The organism is Capnocytophaga felis (assembly GCF_009684755.1).
Lineage (GTDB): Bacteria > Bacteroidota > Bacteroidia > Flavobacteriales > Flavobacteriaceae > Capnocytophaga > Capnocytophaga felis.
This window is the reverse complement of record NZ_BLBC01000014.1, coordinates 171,596-190,374: the sequence shown is the minus strand read 5'-3', so window position 1 is coordinate 190,374 and position 18,779 is coordinate 171,596. Positions and strand designations below refer to the sequence as shown.

22 protein-coding genes and 1 tRNA gene are annotated in these 18,779 nt (G+C 33.1%); 11 read left to right on the top strand and 12 right to left on the bottom strand.

Translation table 11 applies throughout. The features are described 5' to 3' along the window. Nucleotides 1-39 precede the first annotated feature (39 nt). From GN105_RS11310 to GN105_RS11295, 4 genes are read left to right on the top strand one after another with little or no spacing between them, the layout of a single operon-like run. Nucleotides 40-1,875, top strand: coding sequence for an ABC transporter ATP-binding protein (locus GN105_RS11310; RefSeq protein WP_155285507.1), 1,836 nt, complete (start codon nucleotides 40-42; stop codon nucleotides 1,873-1,875). A 2-nt stretch (nucleotides 1,876-1,877) separates the two neighbouring features. Beyond that, a complete protein-coding gene (locus GN105_RS11305; protein ID WP_155285506.1) occupies nucleotides 1,878-2,417 on the top strand; it encodes an RNA polymerase sigma factor in 540 nt (179 codons plus the stop codon). Between the two features lie 34 nt (nucleotides 2,418-2,451). Beyond that, nucleotides 2,452-2,949, top strand: a complete 498-nt coding sequence (locus GN105_RS11300) for a hypothetical protein (protein WP_155285505.1) — start codon at nucleotides 2,452-2,454, stop codon at nucleotides 2,947-2,949. Between the two features lie 10 nt (nucleotides 2,950-2,959). Then, a complete protein-coding gene (locus tag GN105_RS11295) occupies nucleotides 2,960-3,391 on the top strand; it encodes a hypothetical protein (RefSeq protein ID WP_155285504.1) in 432 nt (143 codons plus the stop codon). A 44-nt stretch (nucleotides 3,392-3,435) separates the two neighbouring features. Here GN105_RS11295 and GN105_RS11290 read toward each other — a convergent pair whose 3' ends face one another. The 3 genes from GN105_RS11290 to GN105_RS11280 all read right to left on the bottom strand — a co-directional run bounded on the left by GN105_RS11290 (nucleotide 3,436) and on the right by GN105_RS11280 (nucleotide 6,034). Then, a complete protein-coding gene (locus tag GN105_RS11290) occupies nucleotides 3,436-5,562 on the bottom strand; it encodes a Tex family protein (RefSeq protein WP_155285503.1) in 2,127 nt (708 codons plus the stop codon). Nucleotides 5,563-5,636: 74 nt separating this feature from the next. Next, nucleotides 5,637-5,710: transfer RNA gene (locus GN105_RS11285), tRNA-Thr, on the bottom strand. A gap of 60 nt (nucleotides 5,711-5,770) precedes the next feature. Continuing rightward, nucleotides 5,771-6,034, bottom strand: coding sequence for a hypothetical protein (locus GN105_RS11280; protein ID WP_155285502.1), 264 nt, complete (start codon nucleotides 6,032-6,034; stop codon nucleotides 5,771-5,773). Nucleotides 6,035-6,198: 164 nt separating this feature from the next. Between GN105_RS11280 and GN105_RS11275 the strand changes: the two genes are divergently transcribed. Both GN105_RS11275 and GN105_RS11270 read left to right on the top strand, forming a co-directional pair. Next, nucleotides 6,199-6,549: a TM2 domain-containing protein gene (locus tag GN105_RS11275; protein WP_155285501.1), complete on the top strand. Its 351-nt coding sequence runs from the start codon at nucleotides 6,199-6,201 to the stop codon at nucleotides 6,547-6,549. Between the two features lie 17 nt (nucleotides 6,550-6,566). Beyond that, nucleotides 6,567-6,953: a DUF2752 domain-containing protein gene (locus GN105_RS11270; protein WP_227977367.1), complete on the top strand. Its 387-nt coding sequence runs from the start codon at nucleotides 6,567-6,569 to the stop codon at nucleotides 6,951-6,953. Between the two features lie 156 nt (nucleotides 6,954-7,109). Here GN105_RS11270 and GN105_RS11265 read toward each other — a convergent pair whose 3' ends face one another. From GN105_RS11265 to GN105_RS11225, 9 genes are all read right to left on the bottom strand, one after another. Then, on the bottom strand, nucleotides 7,110-7,805 hold the full coding sequence (locus GN105_RS11265; protein WP_155285500.1) for an RluA family pseudouridine synthase: 696 nt from the start codon (nucleotides 7,803-7,805) through the stop codon (nucleotides 7,110-7,112). After that, entirely contained in the window at nucleotides 7,708-8,532 is an 825-nt protein-coding gene (locus GN105_RS11260; RefSeq protein WP_155285499.1) for a YoaK family protein, read from the bottom strand. Before GN105_RS11260 ends, GN105_RS11265 begins: the two co-directional genes overlap by 98 nt. 69 nt (nucleotides 8,533-8,601) lie before the next feature. Beyond that, nucleotides 8,602-9,420: a 3-methyl-2-oxobutanoate hydroxymethyltransferase gene (gene panB, locus GN105_RS11255; protein WP_155285498.1), complete on the bottom strand. Its 819-nt coding sequence runs from the start codon at nucleotides 9,418-9,420 to the stop codon at nucleotides 8,602-8,604. A gap of 25 nt (nucleotides 9,421-9,445) precedes the next feature. Beyond that, complete coding sequence (locus GN105_RS11250) at nucleotides 9,446-10,717, bottom strand: adenylosuccinate synthase (protein ID WP_155285497.1); 1,272 nt, start codon at nucleotides 10,715-10,717, stop codon at nucleotides 9,446-9,448. Nucleotides 10,718-10,871: 154 nt separating this feature from the next. Next, complete coding sequence (locus GN105_RS11245) at nucleotides 10,872-11,330, bottom strand: Fur family transcriptional regulator (protein WP_155285496.1); 459 nt, start codon at nucleotides 11,328-11,330, stop codon at nucleotides 10,872-10,874. Between the two features lie 120 nt (nucleotides 11,331-11,450). After that, on the bottom strand, nucleotides 11,451-12,362 hold the full coding sequence (locus GN105_RS11240) for a CPBP family intramembrane glutamic endopeptidase (RefSeq protein WP_155285495.1): 912 nt from the start codon (nucleotides 12,360-12,362) through the stop codon (nucleotides 11,451-11,453). Between the two features lie 24 nt (nucleotides 12,363-12,386). Further along, nucleotides 12,387-12,884 (bottom strand): outer membrane beta-barrel protein, encoded by a 498-nt coding sequence (locus GN105_RS11235; RefSeq protein WP_155285494.1) that lies wholly within the window; start codon nucleotides 12,882-12,884, stop codon nucleotides 12,387-12,389. A gap of 200 nt (nucleotides 12,885-13,084) precedes the next feature. Beyond that, nucleotides 13,085-14,464 (bottom strand): phosphoglucosamine mutase, encoded by a 1,380-nt coding sequence (gene glmM / locus GN105_RS11230; protein ID WP_155285493.1) that lies wholly within the window; start codon nucleotides 14,462-14,464, stop codon nucleotides 13,085-13,087. Nucleotides 14,465-14,498: 34 nt separating this feature from the next. After that, nucleotides 14,499-15,329: an SAM hydrolase/SAM-dependent halogenase family protein gene (locus tag GN105_RS11225; RefSeq protein ID WP_155285492.1), complete on the bottom strand. Its 831-nt coding sequence runs from the start codon at nucleotides 15,327-15,329 to the stop codon at nucleotides 14,499-14,501. 195 nt (nucleotides 15,330-15,524) lie between these two features. Between GN105_RS11225 and GN105_RS11220 the strand changes: the two genes are divergently transcribed. From GN105_RS11220 to GN105_RS11200, 5 genes are all read left to right on the top strand, one after another. Beyond that, nucleotides 15,525-16,604: a mannose-1-phosphate guanylyltransferase gene (locus tag GN105_RS11220; RefSeq protein ID WP_155285491.1), complete on the top strand. Its 1,080-nt coding sequence runs from the start codon at nucleotides 15,525-15,527 to the stop codon at nucleotides 16,602-16,604. 145 nt (nucleotides 16,605-16,749) lie between these two features. After that, on the top strand, nucleotides 16,750-17,268 hold the full coding sequence (locus GN105_RS11215; RefSeq protein ID WP_155285490.1) for an Lrp/AsnC family transcriptional regulator: 519 nt from the start codon (nucleotides 16,750-16,752) through the stop codon (nucleotides 17,266-17,268). 26 nt (nucleotides 17,269-17,294) lie between these two features. Beyond that, nucleotides 17,295-17,909 carry a deoxynucleoside kinase gene (locus tag GN105_RS11210; RefSeq protein ID WP_155285489.1) on the top strand — a complete coding sequence of 205 codons (615 nt, stop codon included), beginning with the start codon at nucleotides 17,295-17,297 and terminating at the stop codon, nucleotides 17,907-17,909. A 21-nt stretch (nucleotides 17,910-17,930) separates the two neighbouring features. After that, complete coding sequence (locus tag GN105_RS11205; RefSeq protein ID WP_155285488.1) at nucleotides 17,931-18,155, top strand: putative signal transducing protein; 225 nt, start codon at nucleotides 17,931-17,933, stop codon at nucleotides 18,153-18,155. Nucleotides 18,156-18,252: 97 nt separating this feature from the next. Beyond that, on the top strand, nucleotides 18,253-18,738 hold the full coding sequence (locus GN105_RS11200; protein ID WP_155285487.1) for a DUF6495 family protein: 486 nt from the start codon (nucleotides 18,253-18,255) through the stop codon (nucleotides 18,736-18,738). Nucleotides 18,739-18,779: the final 41 nt, after the last annotated feature.

The following is an 18,779-nucleotide window of genomic DNA, read 5'->3' as shown; positions in this document are numbered from 1 at the left end:
AAAAATGATGATTTTGAGCTTTAATCAATTTAATCAACAATGAGTCCGTATTTAAAGAAATTTATACCTTACATACTTCCTTATAAGAAATACGCTTTTCTGAATGTTTTTTTTAATATTTTGTACGCACTTTTTAGTGCTATTTCATTCGTGGCACTTATCCCGATGTTGGATATTTTATTTGGAAAAGACGCCCAAAAAATAACCGAAGAACCTGTTTTTTCAGGCAAAGTTTCGGATTTGGTAAGTTATGGTAAAAATTTGCTAAATTACAGAATATCAAATATTGTAGGAGAAGATTCTGTTTCTGCTTTAACCATTGTTATTGCCCTTGTAATTGTACTTTTCTTGCTTAAAAACGCATTCAATTATATTGCAGTATTTTTCATCACACATTTGCGTAACGGCGTACTAAAGGATTTGCGAAATGCACTTTACAAAAAAATAACAAATTTGCCACTTTCTTACTTTTCCGAGCAACGAAAAGGTGATATAATCGCACGTGTGGCGGGTGATGTAGGGGAGGTGCAACATTCTTTTCTTTCGATATTGGAACTAATTATTAGAGAGCCTCTTACAATTATTTTTTCGATTGTTATGATGCTGGGAATCAGTGTGAAATTAACAATTTTCACTTTTATTTTTATTCCGGTATCAGGCTGGATTATTTCTAAAATTGGGAAATCCTTAAAAAAGCAATCCACCAAAGTACAACAAGAACAAGGACGATTTTTATCTCTCATAGAAGAAACCGTTGGCGGACTGCGAGTTGTGAAGGCTTTCAATGCTGAAAAAGTTTTTCAGAATAAATTTGAAGACTCCACTTCACGTTTTTTCAAATTTGCTAACAATTTGGCAAACAGACAAAATTTGGCGTCACCAATGAGTGAATTTCTTGGGATTTTGATGATTGCCGTTTTGCTTTGGTTTGGCGGAACTATGGTTTTGGTTGATAAAACTTTGGACGGAGCTGCTTTTATTGCTTTTATGGGATTGGCTTACAATATTTTAACTCCGGCAAAGGCAATTAGTAAGGCTTCTTATGACTTAAAAAAAGGAAATGCAGCCGCTGAACGTGTATTTGAGGTTTTGGAATACAAAAGCCCAATTCAGGAGAAAACTAATTCGGTTGATATACAGGAATTTAAATCTTCGATTGTATTAAAAAATATTACATTTGGTTATGATGACAAAGAAGTTTTAACTGATTTTTCTTTAGAAATTCCAAAAGGAAAAACAATTGCCTTGGTAGGACAATCGGGAAGTGGAAAAAGTACCATTGCCAATTTAATTACACGTTTTTATGATGTAAATAAAGGAAGCATTGAAATTGATGGTGTTAATATTAAAGATTTAAAAATAAGTTCGTTACGTCGTTTAATAGGTATGGTTTCTCAGGATTCAATATTGTTTAATGATACGGTTAAAAATAACTTGCTTATTGGAAATCCGAATGCAAACGAGCAAGAAATTTTAGAAGCAACTAAGGTGGCGAATGCTTATGAATTTATTAAAGATTTACCCGAACACTTCGATACAAATATTGGAGATTCAGGAGGTAAGCTAAGTGGAGGACAAAAACAACGACTAAGCATTGCTCGTGCGGTTTTAAAAAATCCACCGATTATGATTTTGGACGAAGCAACTTCTGCACTTGATACTGAAAGTGAGCGTTTGGTACAAAATGCTTTGGAAAATATGATGAAAAATAGAACTTCCATTGTGATTGCCCATCGCCTTTCAACTATTCAAAAAGCTGATTTGATAGTGGTTATGCAAAAAGGACGCATAGTGGAACAAGGCACTCATAATGAGCTTTTACAAAGGCAAGGTATGTACAAAAAATTAGTTGAAATGCAATCTTTTGAATCATAAATTTGGAGGAAAAAGAACTCATAAAGCTGCTTCAAAATTCAAAAACACGTTCAAAAGGATTTGAATTTCTGGTAGATACATACCAAAAGAAACTTTATTGGCATATCCGAAGAATGGTTATTTCACACGATGATGCTGATGATGTGCTACAAGAAACTTTCATTAAAATTTTTCGGAATATTGATAAATTCAGAGGGGATAGTTCTTTATTTTCGTGGGTTTACCGAATAGCTACAAACCAAGCTCTTGATTTTTTGAAGAAAAAAGCCAATGAACGAAATTGTTCTATCGAAGATTTACAATATGCCAGAAGTCTTAACTTGGAAGCAGATGTTTATTTTGAAGGAGATGAGATTCAGATTAAATTTCAGAAAGCGATTGCGACACTTCCTGAAAAACAACAACTTGTATTCAATATGAAATATTTTGAAGAGCTGAAATACGAACAAATTTCTGAAATATTGGACACTTCGGTGGGGGCCTTAAAGGCATCGTATCATCACGCAGTTCAGAAAATTAAAAATTATTTGCAAACTCATTAAACTTTTTTCAGGTTTTATCGTCTTACGCTTGGATATGGAGCAAGATAAATTACATATAAATTCAGGAATGAAAGTTCCGGAAACGTATTTTGATGATTTTGAGAAAAATCTGAAGAATAGGATTGATATTGAATTTATTATAACAAAAGAACAAGGTTTTAAAATTCCAGAGGCTTATTTTGAACAATCAAGAGAATCAATTTTAAAATTTACTACCAGAAAAACAAAAACGTTTTATTTGCCAATTGTTAGGCACGCGGTGGCTTCTGTTCTAATTCTGATAGTTGTTTCGTCAATTTGGATTTATATTTCCCGAAATTCTTTGGAAAGCGTTCAATTTTCGGATTTAACCTCTTTGGAAATACAGAACTATCTGAATGATATTTATTTAGAAGATGATAAAACATATTTGATTTTGGAGCAATTGGAAGCCGTAAGTTTGAATAATTCTATCGTGAATGAAAGTCAAAATATGGAAAATCTTGGTAATTATTTACAAGAATATGATTATAATATAGAAGAAAATTATTAAAAAATACATTATGAGGGTAATTTTTACGATTATTTTGTTTCTTTTTGTCAATCTTTCTGTTTTTTCTCAGAAAGAAGATAATTATGAGCGGATAAAAACACTAAAAATAGGGTACATTACTGAAAAAATAGAACTTACTCCAGGTGAGGCGAAGGTTTTTTGGCCTGTATATGAAAAATATAACGAAAATTTGCATAATTTGCATTGTCAAATAAGAAGTTGCAGAAAAAAAGGTTGTCAGAAAAAAAGTGATTTGACAGAAAAAGAAGCTGTGGAAATTTTAAAGAAAGATGATGAACTTGCTGATAAAATATGGCAAATGAACAAGGAAAAGGATAAAGAACTTTTAAAGATAATTTCAGCAAAAAAATTACTTTTATTAAAAGATGCTGAGAAAGAGTTTCATAGAAACTTGATAAATCATTATAAAAATGCTAAGTGAAGAAAAAAATCTCCGGAAATTTATAAACTCCGGAGATTTTTTTTCTAACTTATTAAGCTTAATCCGATTCTTTTTCGTTGATTATCAATATCAATTACCTTTACAGTAACGTGTTGATGCATTTTTACCACATCGTTTACATCGGCAACGTAACCTTCTTTCAGTTGTGAAATATGGATAAGTCCGCTTTCTTTTATTCCGATATCAACAAAACAGCCAAAAGCCGTGATATTATTGACAATGCCGGATAAAATCATTCCTATTTTCACATCATCAAAAGTTTTTACATTGGGGTCAAATTCAAAGATTTTAGCAGATTTACGTGGGTCTAATCCAGGTTTTTCTAATTCTTTCAGAACATCTTTTAAATAGATAACTCCCACATTATCATTGATATATTTTTGAATATTTATTTTGCTTATAGCTTCTTTATTACCGATAAGTTTTTCTGGTGAAATACCTAAGTCATTTGCCATTTTTTGGACGATGGGATAAGCCTCGGGATGTACAGCCGAATTATCCAACGGATTTTTTCCTTCGTGAATACGCAAAAACGCAACTGCTTGTTGATATGCCTTTGCTCCTAATCTTGGAACGTTCAAAAGCTCTTCTCTTTCAGTGAAAGCCCCTTTCTCAGAACGATATTTTACAATGTTTTCTGCCATTTTTTCACCAATTCCTGACACATATGAAAGAAGAGATTTTCCTGCTGTATTGAGGTTCACGCCTACGGAATTTACGCATCTAATCACAACAGAATCAAGTTCTTCTTTTAATTTTGTTTGATTTACATCGTGTTGGTATTGTCCTACGCCAATTGCCTTAGGATCAATTTTTACCAGTTCTGCCAGAGGGTCGGAAAGGCGTCTGCCTATTGATACGGCTCCACGTACTGTAACATCATAGTTGGGGAATTCATCACGAGCTATTTTTGATGCTGAATATACAGAAGCACCCGCTTCATTGACTACAAAAACTTGCAAAGGAGAGCTGAAAGCTATATTTTTTATAAATAATTCCGTTTCGCGCGAGGCTGTTCCGTTTCCGATGGCGATGGCCTCAATTTTGTAAGAATTAACCATTGATTTTATTTTTTTCATCGCCATTGTGATATCTTTTTGCGGAGGATGCGGAAAAATGGTTTCATTGTGTAGCAAATCTCCTTTTTCGTCCAAACACACAACTTTACAACCTGTTTTAAATCCAGGGTCGATGGCTAAAATTCTTTTCTCTCCAAGAGGAGCAGCCAATAATAATTGTTTTAAATTTTCGGCAAAAATCTGAATAGCTTTATTATCAGCTTGTTCCTTAGCTTCTTGCAAAGTTTCATTAGCAATGGAAGGAGCTAAAAGACGTTTATAGCTATCCGAAATTGCATCATTCAGAAAATCAGCAACTTCTCCATTACTTTTGATGATGTTTTTACCTATAAAGTTGATTGCTTCTTCCGAATCGATTTCAATTTTTAATCTTACAAATCCCTCACTTTCAGCTCTAAGCATTGCTAAAACACGATGTGAAGGTGTTTTCAGAAGATTTTCTTCCCAATCAAAGTACATTGAAAATTTTTGAGCTTCTTCGGTTTCTGCTTTTGCTTTGACTACTTGTGAAATAACATTAGCATTGCGTTGAAACATACGTCTCAAAGTTTTTCGGATAAAAATATTTTCGCTAATCCATTCGGCGATGATATCAGAAGCTCCTTGCAAAGCTTCTTTTTCTGTGGGAACTTCTTTATTAATATATTTTGACGCAGTAAATTCTAAATCATTGATTTTTTGTGACATAATGATTTTAGCCAAAGGTTCCAATCCTTTTTCTTTGGCAACATCGGCACGTGTTTTTTTTCTCTTTTTGTAAGGTAAGTAAATGTCTTCCAGCTCGTTGAGAATAAAACAAAGATTGATTTTTTGCTTCAAATCATCCGATAGCTTTCCTTGCTCTTCAATGGCAGCCAAAATAGTTTCTTTCCTTTTAAGAATATTTTCATATTCTGTTTGCCATTTTGAGATTTGTTCAATGGCTATTTCATCTAAATTTTGTGTTTTATCTTTTCTGTAACGTGCGATGAACGGAATTGTACAGCCTTCGGAAAGGAGCAATAATGTATTTTCAATTTGATTTTTTTGAAGTGTATTATTTTGATTTTGAATATACTGAATGTTTGTCATTGCAGAGTTGTAAAATTTTATGAATTAAGAAAATGAAAAAAAGCCACCTTTTAAAAAGATGGCTTTGTTTTTTGAGCCGATAGAGGGATTCGAACCCACGACCCCGAGATTACAAATCACGTGCTCTGGCCAACTGAGCTATATCGGCGTTATTGCGGGTGCAAATGTAAGAACTTTTTTTTAATTTGCAACTATTTTTTGAAAAAAATTAATTCAATTTGTTTAATTTTCCGATAAAAGTCCCTGCCTTTTGTTCAAAATCTTTTCTAACTTGCTTTAAATGAGAACCTCTGTTTTCAATATTTCGGTGATAAATTTTTTCAATCAAATCATCATAAGCTACCAAAATTTCTTGAACAAGCTCTGAACCCTTACCAAGATTTCCGCTCGTGTACTCCCAATGGAAAACACTATCAATAATATCTCCAAAAACGTAGTTAATTTCTTTTTTTAAACTTCTGATGCTTGCCATAATCATTTCTTTTTAATTCGGTTACAAATGTACAATAAAAAGGCATAATAAAAAAATATTGGCTGAGTTTTACTGCTGAAAATATACGATTATTTGTGTTTCTAAATTATGAAAATTCGGAAAAAAATGGTAATATTGCACATTATTTCTTAAAGAATATTATTATGGATGCTCAGAAAGTAGATATGTTTATGATTACAAATGCCAAGTTCTTTAAACCAGAAATAATTCCTCAAATTCGCCAGCGACTGCTTGAGATGGATGATTCTCGGTGGATTTATTTGCAAACACTTCAGTTTAAAGACCCTACAACGGCTTTGTTAATTTCTATTTTAACACCTATTCTTGCATTTAGTGGGATTGACAGGATTTACATTGGCGATGTGGGACTCGGATTGGCTAAATTGCTAACTTGCGGAGGGTTAGGGATTTGGACAATCGTCGATTGGTTCTTGATTATGGATGCTACACGTGATAAAAATTCAGAGATTCTGCAATCAGCATTTTATAATTGACAGCAAAAAATACATATGTGCTTTTTACGATATTCTGTATCATAGGTTGGGTGTGGTTGATTATCAGTTTCTTCACTCAAAAAAATGATATAGGATTGACGGTTTGTATGTCCAAACATTTAACAGATATTCCTTGTCCTTCCTGTGGAACAACTCGTTCCGTGGTTTCTTTTTTTGAAGGGAATTTTGTTAAATCTCTTTATTTTAATCCGTTAGGTATATTGGCTTCTTTATTTTTATTGATAGTTCCGATTGTGCTTTTATATGATTTGCTATTTCGTAAAACTTTACTTTATCAAATGTACATAAAAACGGAAGAATATTTGAAAAGAACATACGTTTATATTCCTCTCATTTTCTTGATATTACTTAATTGGATTTGGAATATACAGAAAGGATTATGATAAGAATTAAACGTTGATTACAAAATTAGCGAAAGTGATAAGGGGGACTTTAAATAATTAAGTGATGTTATTTTTTAACAGAAAAACCAGTAAGTTTCAATTTTGATTGAATAAAAAAGTGTTTGTAAAACTTAATAAAAACATTAAATTGCATCATTACAAGCAATCCATCCATAACTTTTCATCAGGAACGGGAGCCGTGATTTCAATTTTATCTTTTTTTACAGGATGAATAAAACTTAATTTTCGTGCGTGAAGGTGGATACTTCCGTCTGGGTTTGAGCGTTTTGCACCATATTTTAAATCTCCTTTTATAATACATTCTATGGCAGAAAGTTGCGACCTAATTTGATGATGCCTTCCTGTAATTAGCTGAATTTCCAGCAGATAGTAATTATTTAATTTTTTCAGTAATCTGTAATTTAGTACCGCTTTTTTGCTGTTTTTCACTTCTTTTTTATGGGCTGTGGATTTGTTTTTTTCTGTATTCCTTGTAAGCCAATGTGTTAGAGAACCTTCGGTAGGAGAGGGGCATTTTTCTGTAATTGCCCAATAGTTTTTTTCAACATTGTTTTTTTCTGCAAATGAGGTATTTAATCTGGATAACGCTTTTGAAGTTTTAGCAAAAACTACAATTCCTGTGGTAGGACGATCCAAACGATGTACCACACCGAGAAAAGCTTCACCGGGTTTGTTGTATTTATTTTTTAAATATTCTTTGACAATTTCACTCAAGGGAGAATCGCCTGTTTTGTCACCTTGAACGATGTCTCCAGCTCTTTTGTTTATGATTATCAGATGATTGTCCTCGTAAAGTATTTGCAGATTTTCTGCGTTTGATATTATTTTCATATTTTCTTTTTTTCGTAAGATAGACAAAACGAAAATCGTCATAAAAAAGTCCTAAAAGTAAAACAATGATGGGAATAATCAAAGCTTTCAGACTCATTTCCATTTTTATAAAGAAAAAACCACCGCTTAATCCTCCTAAAAAGAAGAAAATAATGATGAACAGACGTAGCTTGATATTTGATTTTATTTTATCTAACTGATTATTTAAGTTGTTTTTTTTCAGGTAAATACATTGAGAAAGTTCGATTCCTAAATCTGTAAATAAACCTGTAAGGTGTGTAGTTCTGACTATGGAGTTAGAAATTTTTGTTACAAATGAATTTTGCACTCCCATAGCAAAAAGCAATATGCAGGCAGTAACATCGGTTGGGAAATTAACAAAAAAATGATTAAGTGCTATTGCAGTAAACAACAAAAAACACTCCACCAAAGTAGGAATAACAAAAATGTTATGTTTTTTGTAATGATTTGCCGTTTCAATTAACCAACCAGATGTAAATGAGCCTAATAGAAAAGAAAAAATATACAAAAAGTAAATTGTTCCTTTCCAAAACTCCATAATAGAGACATCGTAAATAAAAAGAGCAAAATGTCCCGTTACATTAGTGGTTAATTTCCCTAAAAATAAAAAACCAACAACATTAACAATCCCCGCTACAAACGAAAGTACCACGGCAATTTGTAAGTTATTTTTTGCCGTTCTGTTTTTTCCTTGATGCTGAAACATTACACGAATGCAATATTCAAAAATTTCAGATTCAGAGTAAAAGTCTGAATCTGAAACTTCTGAAAAATTCTAGTACGATTCCTCTTTATTTGGAAATTCAAGATTCTTCACATCTTCCACATAACGAGAAACAGCCGAAGTTATTTCGTCATATAAGTTGGCATATCTGCGTAGAAATCTCGGGTGAAATTCATTAGTCATTCCCAAAACATCGTGAAGTACAAGTACTTGACCATCAACTCCATTTCCTGCTCCAATCCCGATAACAGGAATATTTATGCTCTTCGCTACCTCTTCTGCCAATTTGGCAGGAACTTTTTCCAATACGATAGCAAAGCAGCCCATTTTTTCGAGCATAATGGCATCTTCTTTTAGTTTTTGAGCTTCCGCTTCTTCTTTAGCTCTAACGGTGTATGAACCAAATTTATAGATTGACTGTGGCGTTAATCCTAAATGTCCCATCACAGGAATACCGGCATTCAAGATGCGTTTGATACTTTCCTTAATTTCTTTTCCTCCCTCAAGTTTTACAGCGTGTCCGCCACTTTCTTTCATAATTCGAATAGCTGAACGAAGGGCTTCTTTGGGATTAGATTGATACGAACCGAAAGGTAAATCGACAACCACTAATGAGCGTCCTGCCCCCCGAACTACCGAAGAGGCGTGGTAAATCATTTGGTCTAAGGTAATTGGCAAAGTGGTTTCGTGTCCTGCCATCACGTTACTCGCTGAGTCACCCACAAGAATTACATCAATTCCTGCTCCGTCAATGATTCTGCTAAATGTATAATCATAAGCCGTAAGCATTGAAATTTTCTCTCCTTGAGATTTCATATCAATTAACGACTTTGTTGTTACGCGTTTATATTCTTTTTTTGCAACAGACATATTTTCAATTTTCAAAAATAGATAATTATCTAACAATGGTTTGTGTTCGGTCAGGACCTACTGAAACAAGCGTAATGGGCACTTCCAATTCTTTTTCTAAAAATGAAATATAATCATTTAATTCTTTTGGAAGTTCTTTTGTATCAGTGATTTGCGTTAAGTCTTTTGCCCATCCTTTCATTTCGGTGTAAATAGGAGTTACGTTTTGCTCTTCGATATTATATGGTAAATGATTGATTTCTTTGCCGTTGTATTTATAGGAAGTACACACTTTCAATGTTTCAAACCCACTTAAAACATCGGCTTTCATCATCATAAGTTGCGTAACTCCATTTACTTGCACAGCATACTTTAATGCAACCAAATCCAGCCATCCGCAACGGCGTTTGCGTCCTGTAGTGGCACCAAATTCGCGTCCGATGCGTCCCATTGTTTCGCCATCTTCATCGAAGAGTTCAGTAGGAAAAGGTCCGCTGCCCACACGTGTAGTATAAGCTTTGAAAATACCTAAAACTTCACCAATTTTTGTTGGAGCAACCCCTAAGCCGGTACAAGCTCCTGCTGCAGTTGTATTTGAAGAAGTAACAAAAGGATATGTTCCAAAATCAATATCTAATAATGAACCTTGAGCTCCTTCTGCTAATATTTTTTTTCCGCTTTTAATAGCTTGATGCATATATTCTTCACTGTCAATAAATTGAAGTTTTTTCAAAGATTCGATAGCTTCAAAAAATTCTGCTTCTAATTCTGACAGATTATACTGAATTTCCACATTGTAGTGCGAAATCATTTCTTGATGTTTATCTGTTAAATTGCGGTATCTTGTCTCAAAATCAGCTAATTCGATATCGCCCACACGAAGCCCATTTCTGCCAGTTTTATCCATATATGTAGGGCCTATCCCTTTTAATGTGGAACCAATTTTTGCCTTTCCTTTTGAAGCTTCGGAAGCAGCATCAAGCAATCGATGAGTAGGCAAGATAAGATGTGCCTTTCTGGATATTAATAATCTGTCTTTCAGATTGAGGTTGAATTTTCCTAAAGCGTCAATTTCTTTTTTGAAAATAACAGGGTCGATAACCACGCCATTTCCAACAATATTTATTGCATTTTCATGGAAAATTCCTGAGGGGATGGTATGTAAAACGTGTTTAATTCCGTTGAATTCGAGAGTGTGTCCAGCATTGGGACCTCCTTGAAAACGTGCGATGATGTCATATTTTTGCGTAAGTACATCTACGATTTTTCCCTTTCCTTCATCGCCCCATTGAAGCCCAAGAAGTAAATCTACTGCCATTTTTTTGTTTGTTTTATGTTGAAAAATTATTTTACAATTTTATTTATAAATCGTTTATCGTCAGATTTATAAAGTTATTTCTTTTAATGAAAGATTTAAAGATTTTAAGTTTTAATTTCCAAATCAAAATTTTAGGAAAATCAAAGTGGTGACACTATTTTTCTTCCTCTTTTTTATTTTTTACGCCATAGAAATACAATGAGTGATTGTTTATTTTTATGTCAAATATTTCTTCTATGGTTTGTTTAATAGCTTGAATTCGAGGGTCGCAAAACTCCATAATTTCGCCCGTATCAGTAAGGATTACGTGGTCGTGTTGGCGATCAAAATACGCTTTTTCATAATGTGATTGATTTTGCCCGAATTGATGTTTACGAACCAAACCACATTCCAATAAAAGTTCAATAGTGTTGTAAAGTGTGGCACGACTTACACGATATTTTTTATTTTTCATTTTGATATAAAGAGTTTCTATATCAAAATGTTCTCCACTTTCGTAAATTTCCTTAACAATTGCGTAACGCTCAGGAGTTTTTCGGTGTCCGTTTTCTTCCAAATATTTGGTGAAAACTTTTTTCACGATTTCTAAATTTTCTTGGGTAGTATTCGCCATAACTATTTAATGTAATCAAAGGACAAAGTTACAATTTTTTTTTGATATATCTGTAAGAATTGAATGTTTTAATTAAGCACCGTTTATAAAAATAAAAAGAGAGCATTTAGCTCTCTTTTGTTATTGATTTTCAAGAAATTCTTTTTCAGATAATACTCGTCCAAAAAGCTTTTCCTTCCAATTTGTCCAACCATATTTTTTTGTAAAAATGAATAACATTAGTGGAAAATAAATCAATAATGGAAATAATACGGTTGCTGTAAGTGAGGGTTCGGAAATGTCCTTTAATAATGAAGGTGTTTGAAAAACAGACCAACTGCTTGTCAGTAAAATGGCAGAGAAAATGTTATTCGCTATATGAAAACCCAAAGCCAATTCCAAACCTTCATCCATCAGAGTGATTATTCCGAGGAAAAATCCCGTTCCAATATAATACGCTAATAACCAATAGCCTAATTTTCCTACCTCAGGATTGGCGGCGTGAACCAATCCAAAAGTTACGGAACTGAAAAATAGTGGAAACCAACGATTTTTAACAAAAATTCCTATTCCTTGCATTAAATATCCTCGAAAAAAATATTCTTCAAATCCTGCTTGAAAAGGTATAAGTACAAAGGATAATGCACACAGTATTAGAAATGGTTCGAGCTGAAAATTCCACTCAAAATCTTGTGGATATATTAAGTAATTAGCAAAAATCATCACAATTACAATACCTCCCCACAGAAAAAAAGAAAAGAAAAAACGCTTCCAATCTATCTTATTTCGTGAAGTGTGAAAGTGCAATAATGGTTGTTGGTGTACATAACGAACCCAAAGTAGCAGAATGACACAAAAAAAGGCAAAAGAAATTAAATTTTCTGCAAAAAAACGTAATTCTCCTTTCTGTTTAATAGATGCTTTTATCAATTCGCCGGAATCAATCACCAAAAAAGCCAAAAAACTCAATATAGTGACCCCAAAAAATAACAGCGGACAGATTATATATAGCCATTTTGGGCTTTTACCACGATATGCATTTTCAATGTACATTTCCTACTTAACCTTATCTGATTATTAAAAAATGTATGTAATTCCGAGCTTTCCGCTAACAACATTTCCTCCTCCCAATTCCAGATTTACCCCGAAATTATCATTGAAAAAATACCGTCCGCCTACTTGCAATCCCCAACCTAAACCAGAAGAATGGTACGACTCCAAATAAGGATGATTATTGTTGTGTGACCAATGAAAATACCCAACTGTTGCACCAGCATAAACATCAAATTCAGAAGGAATTCTGAGTACTCTGTTAAAATGATAATTTCCGTTTGCCATAATTCCCAACCCTGAGTAACTTACATTTTTATGAGAATCAGAACGATAAGAAATTTCACCACCTACGGTAAAATCTTCTGCGATACCATAGTCAACACCTACATAAACAGGGATACCCCAGCCAGAAAAGCCAAAACCACCATTTAGCTGATAGTTACCAACTTCCAACGAACCTTGAGCATAAATAGTTGCTGTGAAAGACACAAACAATCCGAATAATAAAATAATTTTTTTCATCTTTTTATATAATTAAATTGTTAATAATAATGCAAAAGTAAACTTTATAAGAGATATGAATACAAATAAAATGTTAAAATTTAGTTTTGTTTTTAAAAGAATATTTTTCTTGTTGAAATAAATTTATATGAAAGAAACTTCACCAAAATTAAACTCTGATGAAGTTTCGAAATGTATTATAAAAGTGTTAGTTTGTTGATTTATAATTTTTTAATATCGTCAATAATTTTTAAAGCCAAATTATCAGCGTCTTTTTGACTTTTAGCTTCTGTATAAATGCGGATGATAGGTTCAGTATTTGATTTCCTTAAGTGAGCCCAGCTTTCAGCAAAATCAATTTTCACTCCGTCAACAGTATTCACATTTTCATTGGCATATTTTTCTGCCATTTTTTTCAAAATGTTATCTACGTTTACATCTGGTGTAAGTTCAATTTTGTTTTTGCTCATAAAATAAGCGGGATAGCTTTCACGAAGCTGCTTTACGGAACAATTTTTCGTAGCTAAAAGAGATAAAAATACGGCAACACCTACCAAAGCATCACGTCCGTAGTGCAATTCAGGATAAATTACTCCGCCATTGCCTTCTCCACCAATGACAACATTGTGTTTTTTCATCATTTCAACGACATTTACTTCCCCCACAGCCGAAGCGAAGTATTTTCCGCCGTGTTTTTCGGTAATATCACGTAAAGCTCTTGAAGAAGAAAGATTAGAGGCTGTATTTCCCGGAGTTTTTCCTAAAATATAATCAGCACAAGCTACAAGTGTGTATTCTTCTCCGAACATTTCTCCATCTTCACAAATGAGTGCCAATCTGTCCACATCTGGGTCAACTACAATTCCAAAATCAGCTTTTTCAGCAACAACTTTGGCAGAAATATCTCCCAAATGCTCTTTTAAAGGTTCCGGATTATGAGGGAAATGACCTGTTGGTTCGCAATAAAGTTCCACAACTTCTACCCCTAATTTTTTCAAAAGTTTAGGAATTGCAATTCCTCCTGTTGAATTTACGGCATCAACAACCACTTTGAATTTTTTCTTCTTTATAGCTTCTACGTCTAAAACTTTCAAATCAAGAACAGCTTCAATGTGTTTATCTATATAGGTGTCATTTTTAGTGATTTTTCCTAAATCATCAACCAAAGAAAAACTGAAATCATTTTTTTCGGCAATTTTCAGGATTTCTTCGCCATCTTTTCCGCTTAGGAATTCTCCTTTGTTGTTGAGAAGTTTTAAGGCGTTCCATTGTTTTGGATTATGGCTGGCAGTCAGTATGATACCTCCGTCAGCTTTTTCCATTGGTACGGCAACTTCCACAGTAGGCGTGGTGCTTAAACCTGTATCAATTACTTCAATACCCAAGCCTACAAGCGTGTAAGCAACTAAATTTTGAATCATTTCGCCTGAAATTCGAGCATCGCGTCCTACAACCACACGAATATTTTCTTTTCTTAAGGTTGTTTTTAGCCAAGTTCCGTAAGCGGCGGCAAATTTTACGGCATCAATTGGAGTTAAATTGTCTTCGGGTTTTCCTCCGATTGTACCCCGAATTCCTGAAATAGATTTAATTAATGTCATATTCTTATGTTTTTATGATTAAATATGTTCGTTTTTACTCAAAAAAATGTACGGTAACATTGTCAAAGCATTCCATTCCCAAAAGGGTGGAAGCTCCTCCCAAAGAACTCAAATCGCTTTTATATATGCTAATTTGCAGTAAATCAGTGCTGTTGAATAAAAGTAATTTTCTTCCTTCGGGGGCTCTGTTTTCTTTTGGAATTTTAAAATCGATTATATCGGTGTATAAATTGTGTATTTTGTGAAATGAATACATTTTAAAAATCACTTCAAAATTACGATTTTGTCCAATTTCATCAAATAGTGAACGACTGATATTACTCACTGCATTTCCGTAATGGTCTATATAAATAATATTTCCGTAAATGAAAGATTTATCTCTTGAAATTTCGGGTTTTAAATAACTTATTTTCAAGTAGTCATCTGTTTTTTTTCCAATTTTATCAAGAGGAATTTCATTACCTATTTTAGCCACTATTTTCGGAAAGAAATCAAGTGCCGGAAATAGCGTAACAGGCTCATTTTCTCCAATTTCATAAACTTCTACATCTTTCTCATTTTCAGATAATAAATGAAAAATACCGTTATCAGCTCCGATGAAATAATGTCCGTTAAGATACATAATCAAGTGCTTTTTTTCGGGAGTTCGCTCCGAATCTACACCAACGATATGAATGGTTCCTTTTGGAAAATGCACATAGGCATTTTTAAGAATGTAAGCCGTTTGCAAAACATCAAAAGGAGTAATCAAGTGTGAAATATCAACAACGTGAGCCTGTGAAAAATTACTATAAATAGCACCTTTCACAGCTCCAACGGAGTAATCTCTCTCTCCAAAATCTGTAGTTAATGTAATGATTTTCAAATTAAGTATTATTACACTTGAAATTATTGTAGTACGATTAAAAATGCCCACAAACATACTAAAAAAAATATTATTACACATTCTTTTAAAGTATTATTTATTAACATTTGTTTCGATTGATGTTTTTCCGTTGTCTGAAATTGATTTTAACTCAAATATTTTTTACCTTTGCGAAAAACTTATCATATTTCATTTATGAATCATAACCATTATGCGGTAATTATGGCGGGAGGAATTGGCTCTCGTTTTTGGCCTATCAGTACAGAAAGTTACCCAAAACAATTTCACGATATGTTAGGAACGGGACAAACATTACTCCAAAGAACTTTTTCCCGACTTAATAAATTCATTCAAAAAGAAAATATTTTGGTTTTGACCAACGAAACATATGGTGAGTTAGTCAAGGAACAAATTCCTGAAATAGATAGTCAAAATATTGTTTTAGAGCCTTGTATGAGAAATACGGCTCCTTGTATATTGTATGCTTCGTTGAAAATAAAACAACGAAATCCCAATGCATTAATGATTGTTGCTCCAAGCGACCATTGGATTGAAAATGAAGCTGCTTTTGCTGAAAATGTGAAAAAGTGTTTTGAAACTTCACAAAATGCTGATATTCTGATGACTTTAGGGATTGTTCCTACATTTCCTAATACAGGATATGGCTACATTCAGTATGATAAAAATACTTCCGATGAAGTGAAAAAAGTAAGTCAATTTCGGGAGAAGCCTGATTATCAAACTGCTAAAGAGTTTTTACAATTAGGTAATTTTCTGTGGAATGCAGGTATTTTTGTTTGGAGTGTACGCAGTGTATTGCAAGCTTTTAAAATGTATCAACCTGTTATGTATGAGTTATTTAACAAAGGAAGTGAATTCTATAATACGGAGCAAGAATCCGGTTTTATCAACGAAAATTATTCCAAAGCTGACAATATTTCAGTTGATTATGCCATTTTAGAGCCTTCTTCTAATATATATGTACTTCCTGCTCGTTTTGATTGGAACGATTTAGGAACGTGGGGTTCGTTGTACGAAAAACTTCCGAAAGATGAAACGCAAAACGCAGTAGTAAATGCCCAAGTTTTGTTCAGAAATGCAACTAATAATATTGTACGCTCCGAAAAGGGAAAAACAGTAGTGATTGAGGGACTTGATGACTATATAATTGTAGATAAAAAAGAAGTATTACTGATTTGCCCCAAACAAAATGAACAAGATATTAAAGAGATACTAAATGATGTTAAAAACAGATTTGGGAAGCATTTAAGATAGATTTTATTACACTTTTCTGAAAAAAGTATAATAAGATTATTTTTAAGGATTTAATTACGAGAAAACAGAAAAAAATTTCTGTTTTTTTGTGTTTCTCAAAAAAAAAAAATATTTTTACCGACGTAATCTTATTAACTCAATAACTATGCAAATGTTAGATCATATAGATTTTATGCTACTTGATGAGTTGCAGAAAGACGGGAAGCAGTCAATCAAAAAGTTAGCAGAAAAGGTAGGACTTTCCATAACACCTGTTCACGAGCGAATAAAAAAATTAGAAACCAGCGGAATTATAGAAAATTATGTTGCCGTGGTTAATCCTAAACAATTGGGTAAGAAGCTTGTGGCGTATTGTCAGGTGAAATTATTGCGTCATCAGGGAGAACTTTTTGAAGAATTTGAAAACTACATAAGTACATTGGATGAGGTTCTTGAAGCTTCATATATGGCGGGAGGTTATGACTTTTTGCTCAAATTGGTATTAAACGATATGGAAGAATACCAAAGATTTGTTGTACATAAAATTTCAAAATTGGAAATAATTGCAAACATTCAAAGTTCGTTCGTAATCAAGGAAATTAAAAATACGTCAATGATAAAATGTTTACGTGACGAAGCAGAATGCGAATATAATAACACATTGAAAAACAGTAGCGAATCATAAATACATATTAAAAATAGTTAATACTGATGCATATAGCCGTTGCAGGAAATATCGGAGCAGGAAAAACGACACTAACAGCTCTTTTAGCAAAGCATTATAACTGGGAAGCTCATTATGAGGATGTTGTAGATAATCCGTATCTTGATGACTTTTATCATCAAATGGAACGTTGGAGTTTTAATCTGCAGATTTACTTCTTAAATAGCCGCTTCCGTCAAGTTTTAGATTTTCGTGAAAGAGGAAACAATATAATACAAGACCGAACAATTTACGAAGATGCTCACATTTTTGCACCTAATTTGCACGAAATGGGGCTTATGAGCGGGAGAGACTTCCAAAATTACAAATCGCTTTTCTTTCTGATGGAAAAGTTGGTACAACCGCCCGATTTACTCATTTATTTGCGAAGCACAATTTCAAACTTGGTGAAGCAAATTCATAAGCGAGGCAGGGACTATGAAAGCTCTATATCAATAGATTATCTTAATCGTTTAAATGAACGTTATGAACAATGGATTAAAAATTACGATAAAGGAAAGCTATTGATTATTGATGTGGATGACATTAACTTCGTGGATAATCCTGAGGATTTGGGCGAAATAATAAACAAGGTTGATGGCTTGCTTTATGGACTTTTCTGAAATAAATAAAAACAAATTAATATGCCGGAATTAAAGAAAATATTCGAAGGTTCTTCAATTCAAGCTAATCTCATACGGTTGGCTTTGAAAGAAATTGGAATTGAGCCAATTATAAAAGACCGCACGGAATCGGGAAGGTTGGCAGGATTTGCAAGTGAAATTCCAATGCAGGTGGAAGTTTATGTTTTTGAAAATCAATATGATGAAGCTGTTGATGTTTTGAAAAAATTATCTTTGGAAGATTAATTCTTCTTTCGTTCTTACTTAAGAAAAATAGGTTTAACAGTTGAGAATTAGAGCGTGAAAACATTTTAACTCTCAACTTTTGATTTTTTGTAAATAGATGAAATACATACGTTTAACCAAAGAACAATTAGAAGAACTCCATCACGATTTTGCTCGTTTTTTGGCTTCACAACAAATTACTTCCGATGAATGGGAAACCATAAAAAGAGAAAAACCACACGTAGCAGAGGAAGAAATTGATATTTTTAGTGATTTGGTTTGGGAAAAGAGTTTGGAAAAGGTTAAGTTTTTGGAAAGGATTGACAGTAAATCAATTAATTGTTTCTATTTTCGAGAGAATGATGCTCAAATGATTTCTGTTTTAATTTCAATCAATACTGTTGATTTAACAACTCCAAACGGATTTCAATGGCTTGAAAACAACATACATTCTGATAAAGTTCAGCTTTATACAGGAAAAAAGAAATTAGCAGAAGACCGTAAATTAGAAATATTTGATTTAATTCGTCAAGGAGTTCAAGTGTCTGACGGAAAGATTTTTAAGACTTTATTAGATATAAAAAAACAGGTTGAAAATAAATAAATTTTTCAGTAGAGGATATTTCTTCTGTTTAAAAAATTAGT

What these genes read in the sequence shown, in the direction of transcription:
- GN105_RS11310 (WP_155285507.1), top strand. Translation starts at nt 40, where the DNA reads ATGAGTCCGTATTTAAAGAAATTTATACCTTACATACTTCCTTATAAG.
- GN105_RS11300 (WP_155285505.1), top strand. Translation starts at nt 2,452, where the DNA reads ATGGAGCAAGATAAATTACATATAAATTCAGGAATGAAAGTTCCGGAA.
- GN105_RS11295 (WP_155285504.1), top strand. Translation starts at nt 2,960, where the DNA reads ATGAGGGTAATTTTTACGATTATTTTGTTTCTTTTTGTCAATCTTTCT.
- GN105_RS11290 (WP_155285503.1), bottom strand. Translation starts at nt 5,562, where the DNA reads ATGACAAACATTCAGTATATTCAAAATCAAAATAATACACTTCAAAAA.
- GN105_RS11280 (WP_155285502.1), bottom strand. Translation starts at nt 6,034, where the DNA reads ATGGCAAGCATCAGAAGTTTAAAAAAAGAAATTAACTACGTTTTTGGA.
- GN105_RS11275 (WP_155285501.1), top strand. Translation starts at nt 6,199, where the DNA reads ATGGATGCTCAGAAAGTAGATATGTTTATGATTACAAATGCCAAGTTC.
- GN105_RS11265 (WP_155285500.1), bottom strand. Translation starts at nt 7,805, where the DNA reads ATGAAAATAATATCAAACGCAGAAAATCTGCAAATACTTTACGAGGAC.
- GN105_RS11260 (WP_155285499.1), bottom strand. Translation starts at nt 8,532, where the DNA reads ATGTTTCAGCATCAAGGAAAAAACAGAACGGCAAAAAATAACTTACAA.
- panB (WP_155285498.1), bottom strand. Translation starts at nt 9,420, where the DNA reads ATGTCTGTTGCAAAAAAAGAATATAAACGCGTAACAACAAAGTCGTTA.
- GN105_RS11250 (WP_155285497.1), bottom strand. Translation starts at nt 10,717, where the DNA reads ATGGCAGTAGATTTACTTCTTGGGCTTCAATGGGGCGATGAAGGAAAG.
- GN105_RS11245 (WP_155285496.1), bottom strand. Translation starts at nt 11,330, where the DNA reads ATGGCGAATACTACCCAAGAAAATTTAGAAATCGTGAAAAAAGTTTTC.
- GN105_RS11240 (WP_155285495.1), bottom strand. Translation starts at nt 12,362, where the DNA reads ATGTACATTGAAAATGCATATCGTGGTAAAAGCCCAAAATGGCTATAT.
- GN105_RS11235 (WP_155285494.1), bottom strand. Translation starts at nt 12,884, where the DNA reads ATGAAAAAAATTATTTTATTATTCGGATTGTTTGTGTCTTTCACAGCA.
- glmM (WP_155285493.1), bottom strand. Translation starts at nt 14,464, where the DNA reads ATGACATTAATTAAATCTATTTCAGGAATTCGGGGTACAATCGGAGGA.
- GN105_RS11220 (WP_155285491.1), top strand. Translation starts at nt 15,525, where the DNA reads ATGAATCATAACCATTATGCGGTAATTATGGCGGGAGGAATTGGCTCT.
- GN105_RS11215 (WP_155285490.1), top strand. Translation starts at nt 16,750, where the DNA reads ATGCAAATGTTAGATCATATAGATTTTATGCTACTTGATGAGTTGCAG.
- GN105_RS11210 (WP_155285489.1), top strand. Translation starts at nt 17,295, where the DNA reads ATGCATATAGCCGTTGCAGGAAATATCGGAGCAGGAAAAACGACACTA.
- GN105_RS11205 (WP_155285488.1), top strand. Translation starts at nt 17,931, where the DNA reads ATGCCGGAATTAAAGAAAATATTCGAAGGTTCTTCAATTCAAGCTAAT.
- GN105_RS11200 (WP_155285487.1), top strand. Translation starts at nt 18,253, where the DNA reads ATGAAATACATACGTTTAACCAAAGAACAATTAGAAGAACTCCATCAC.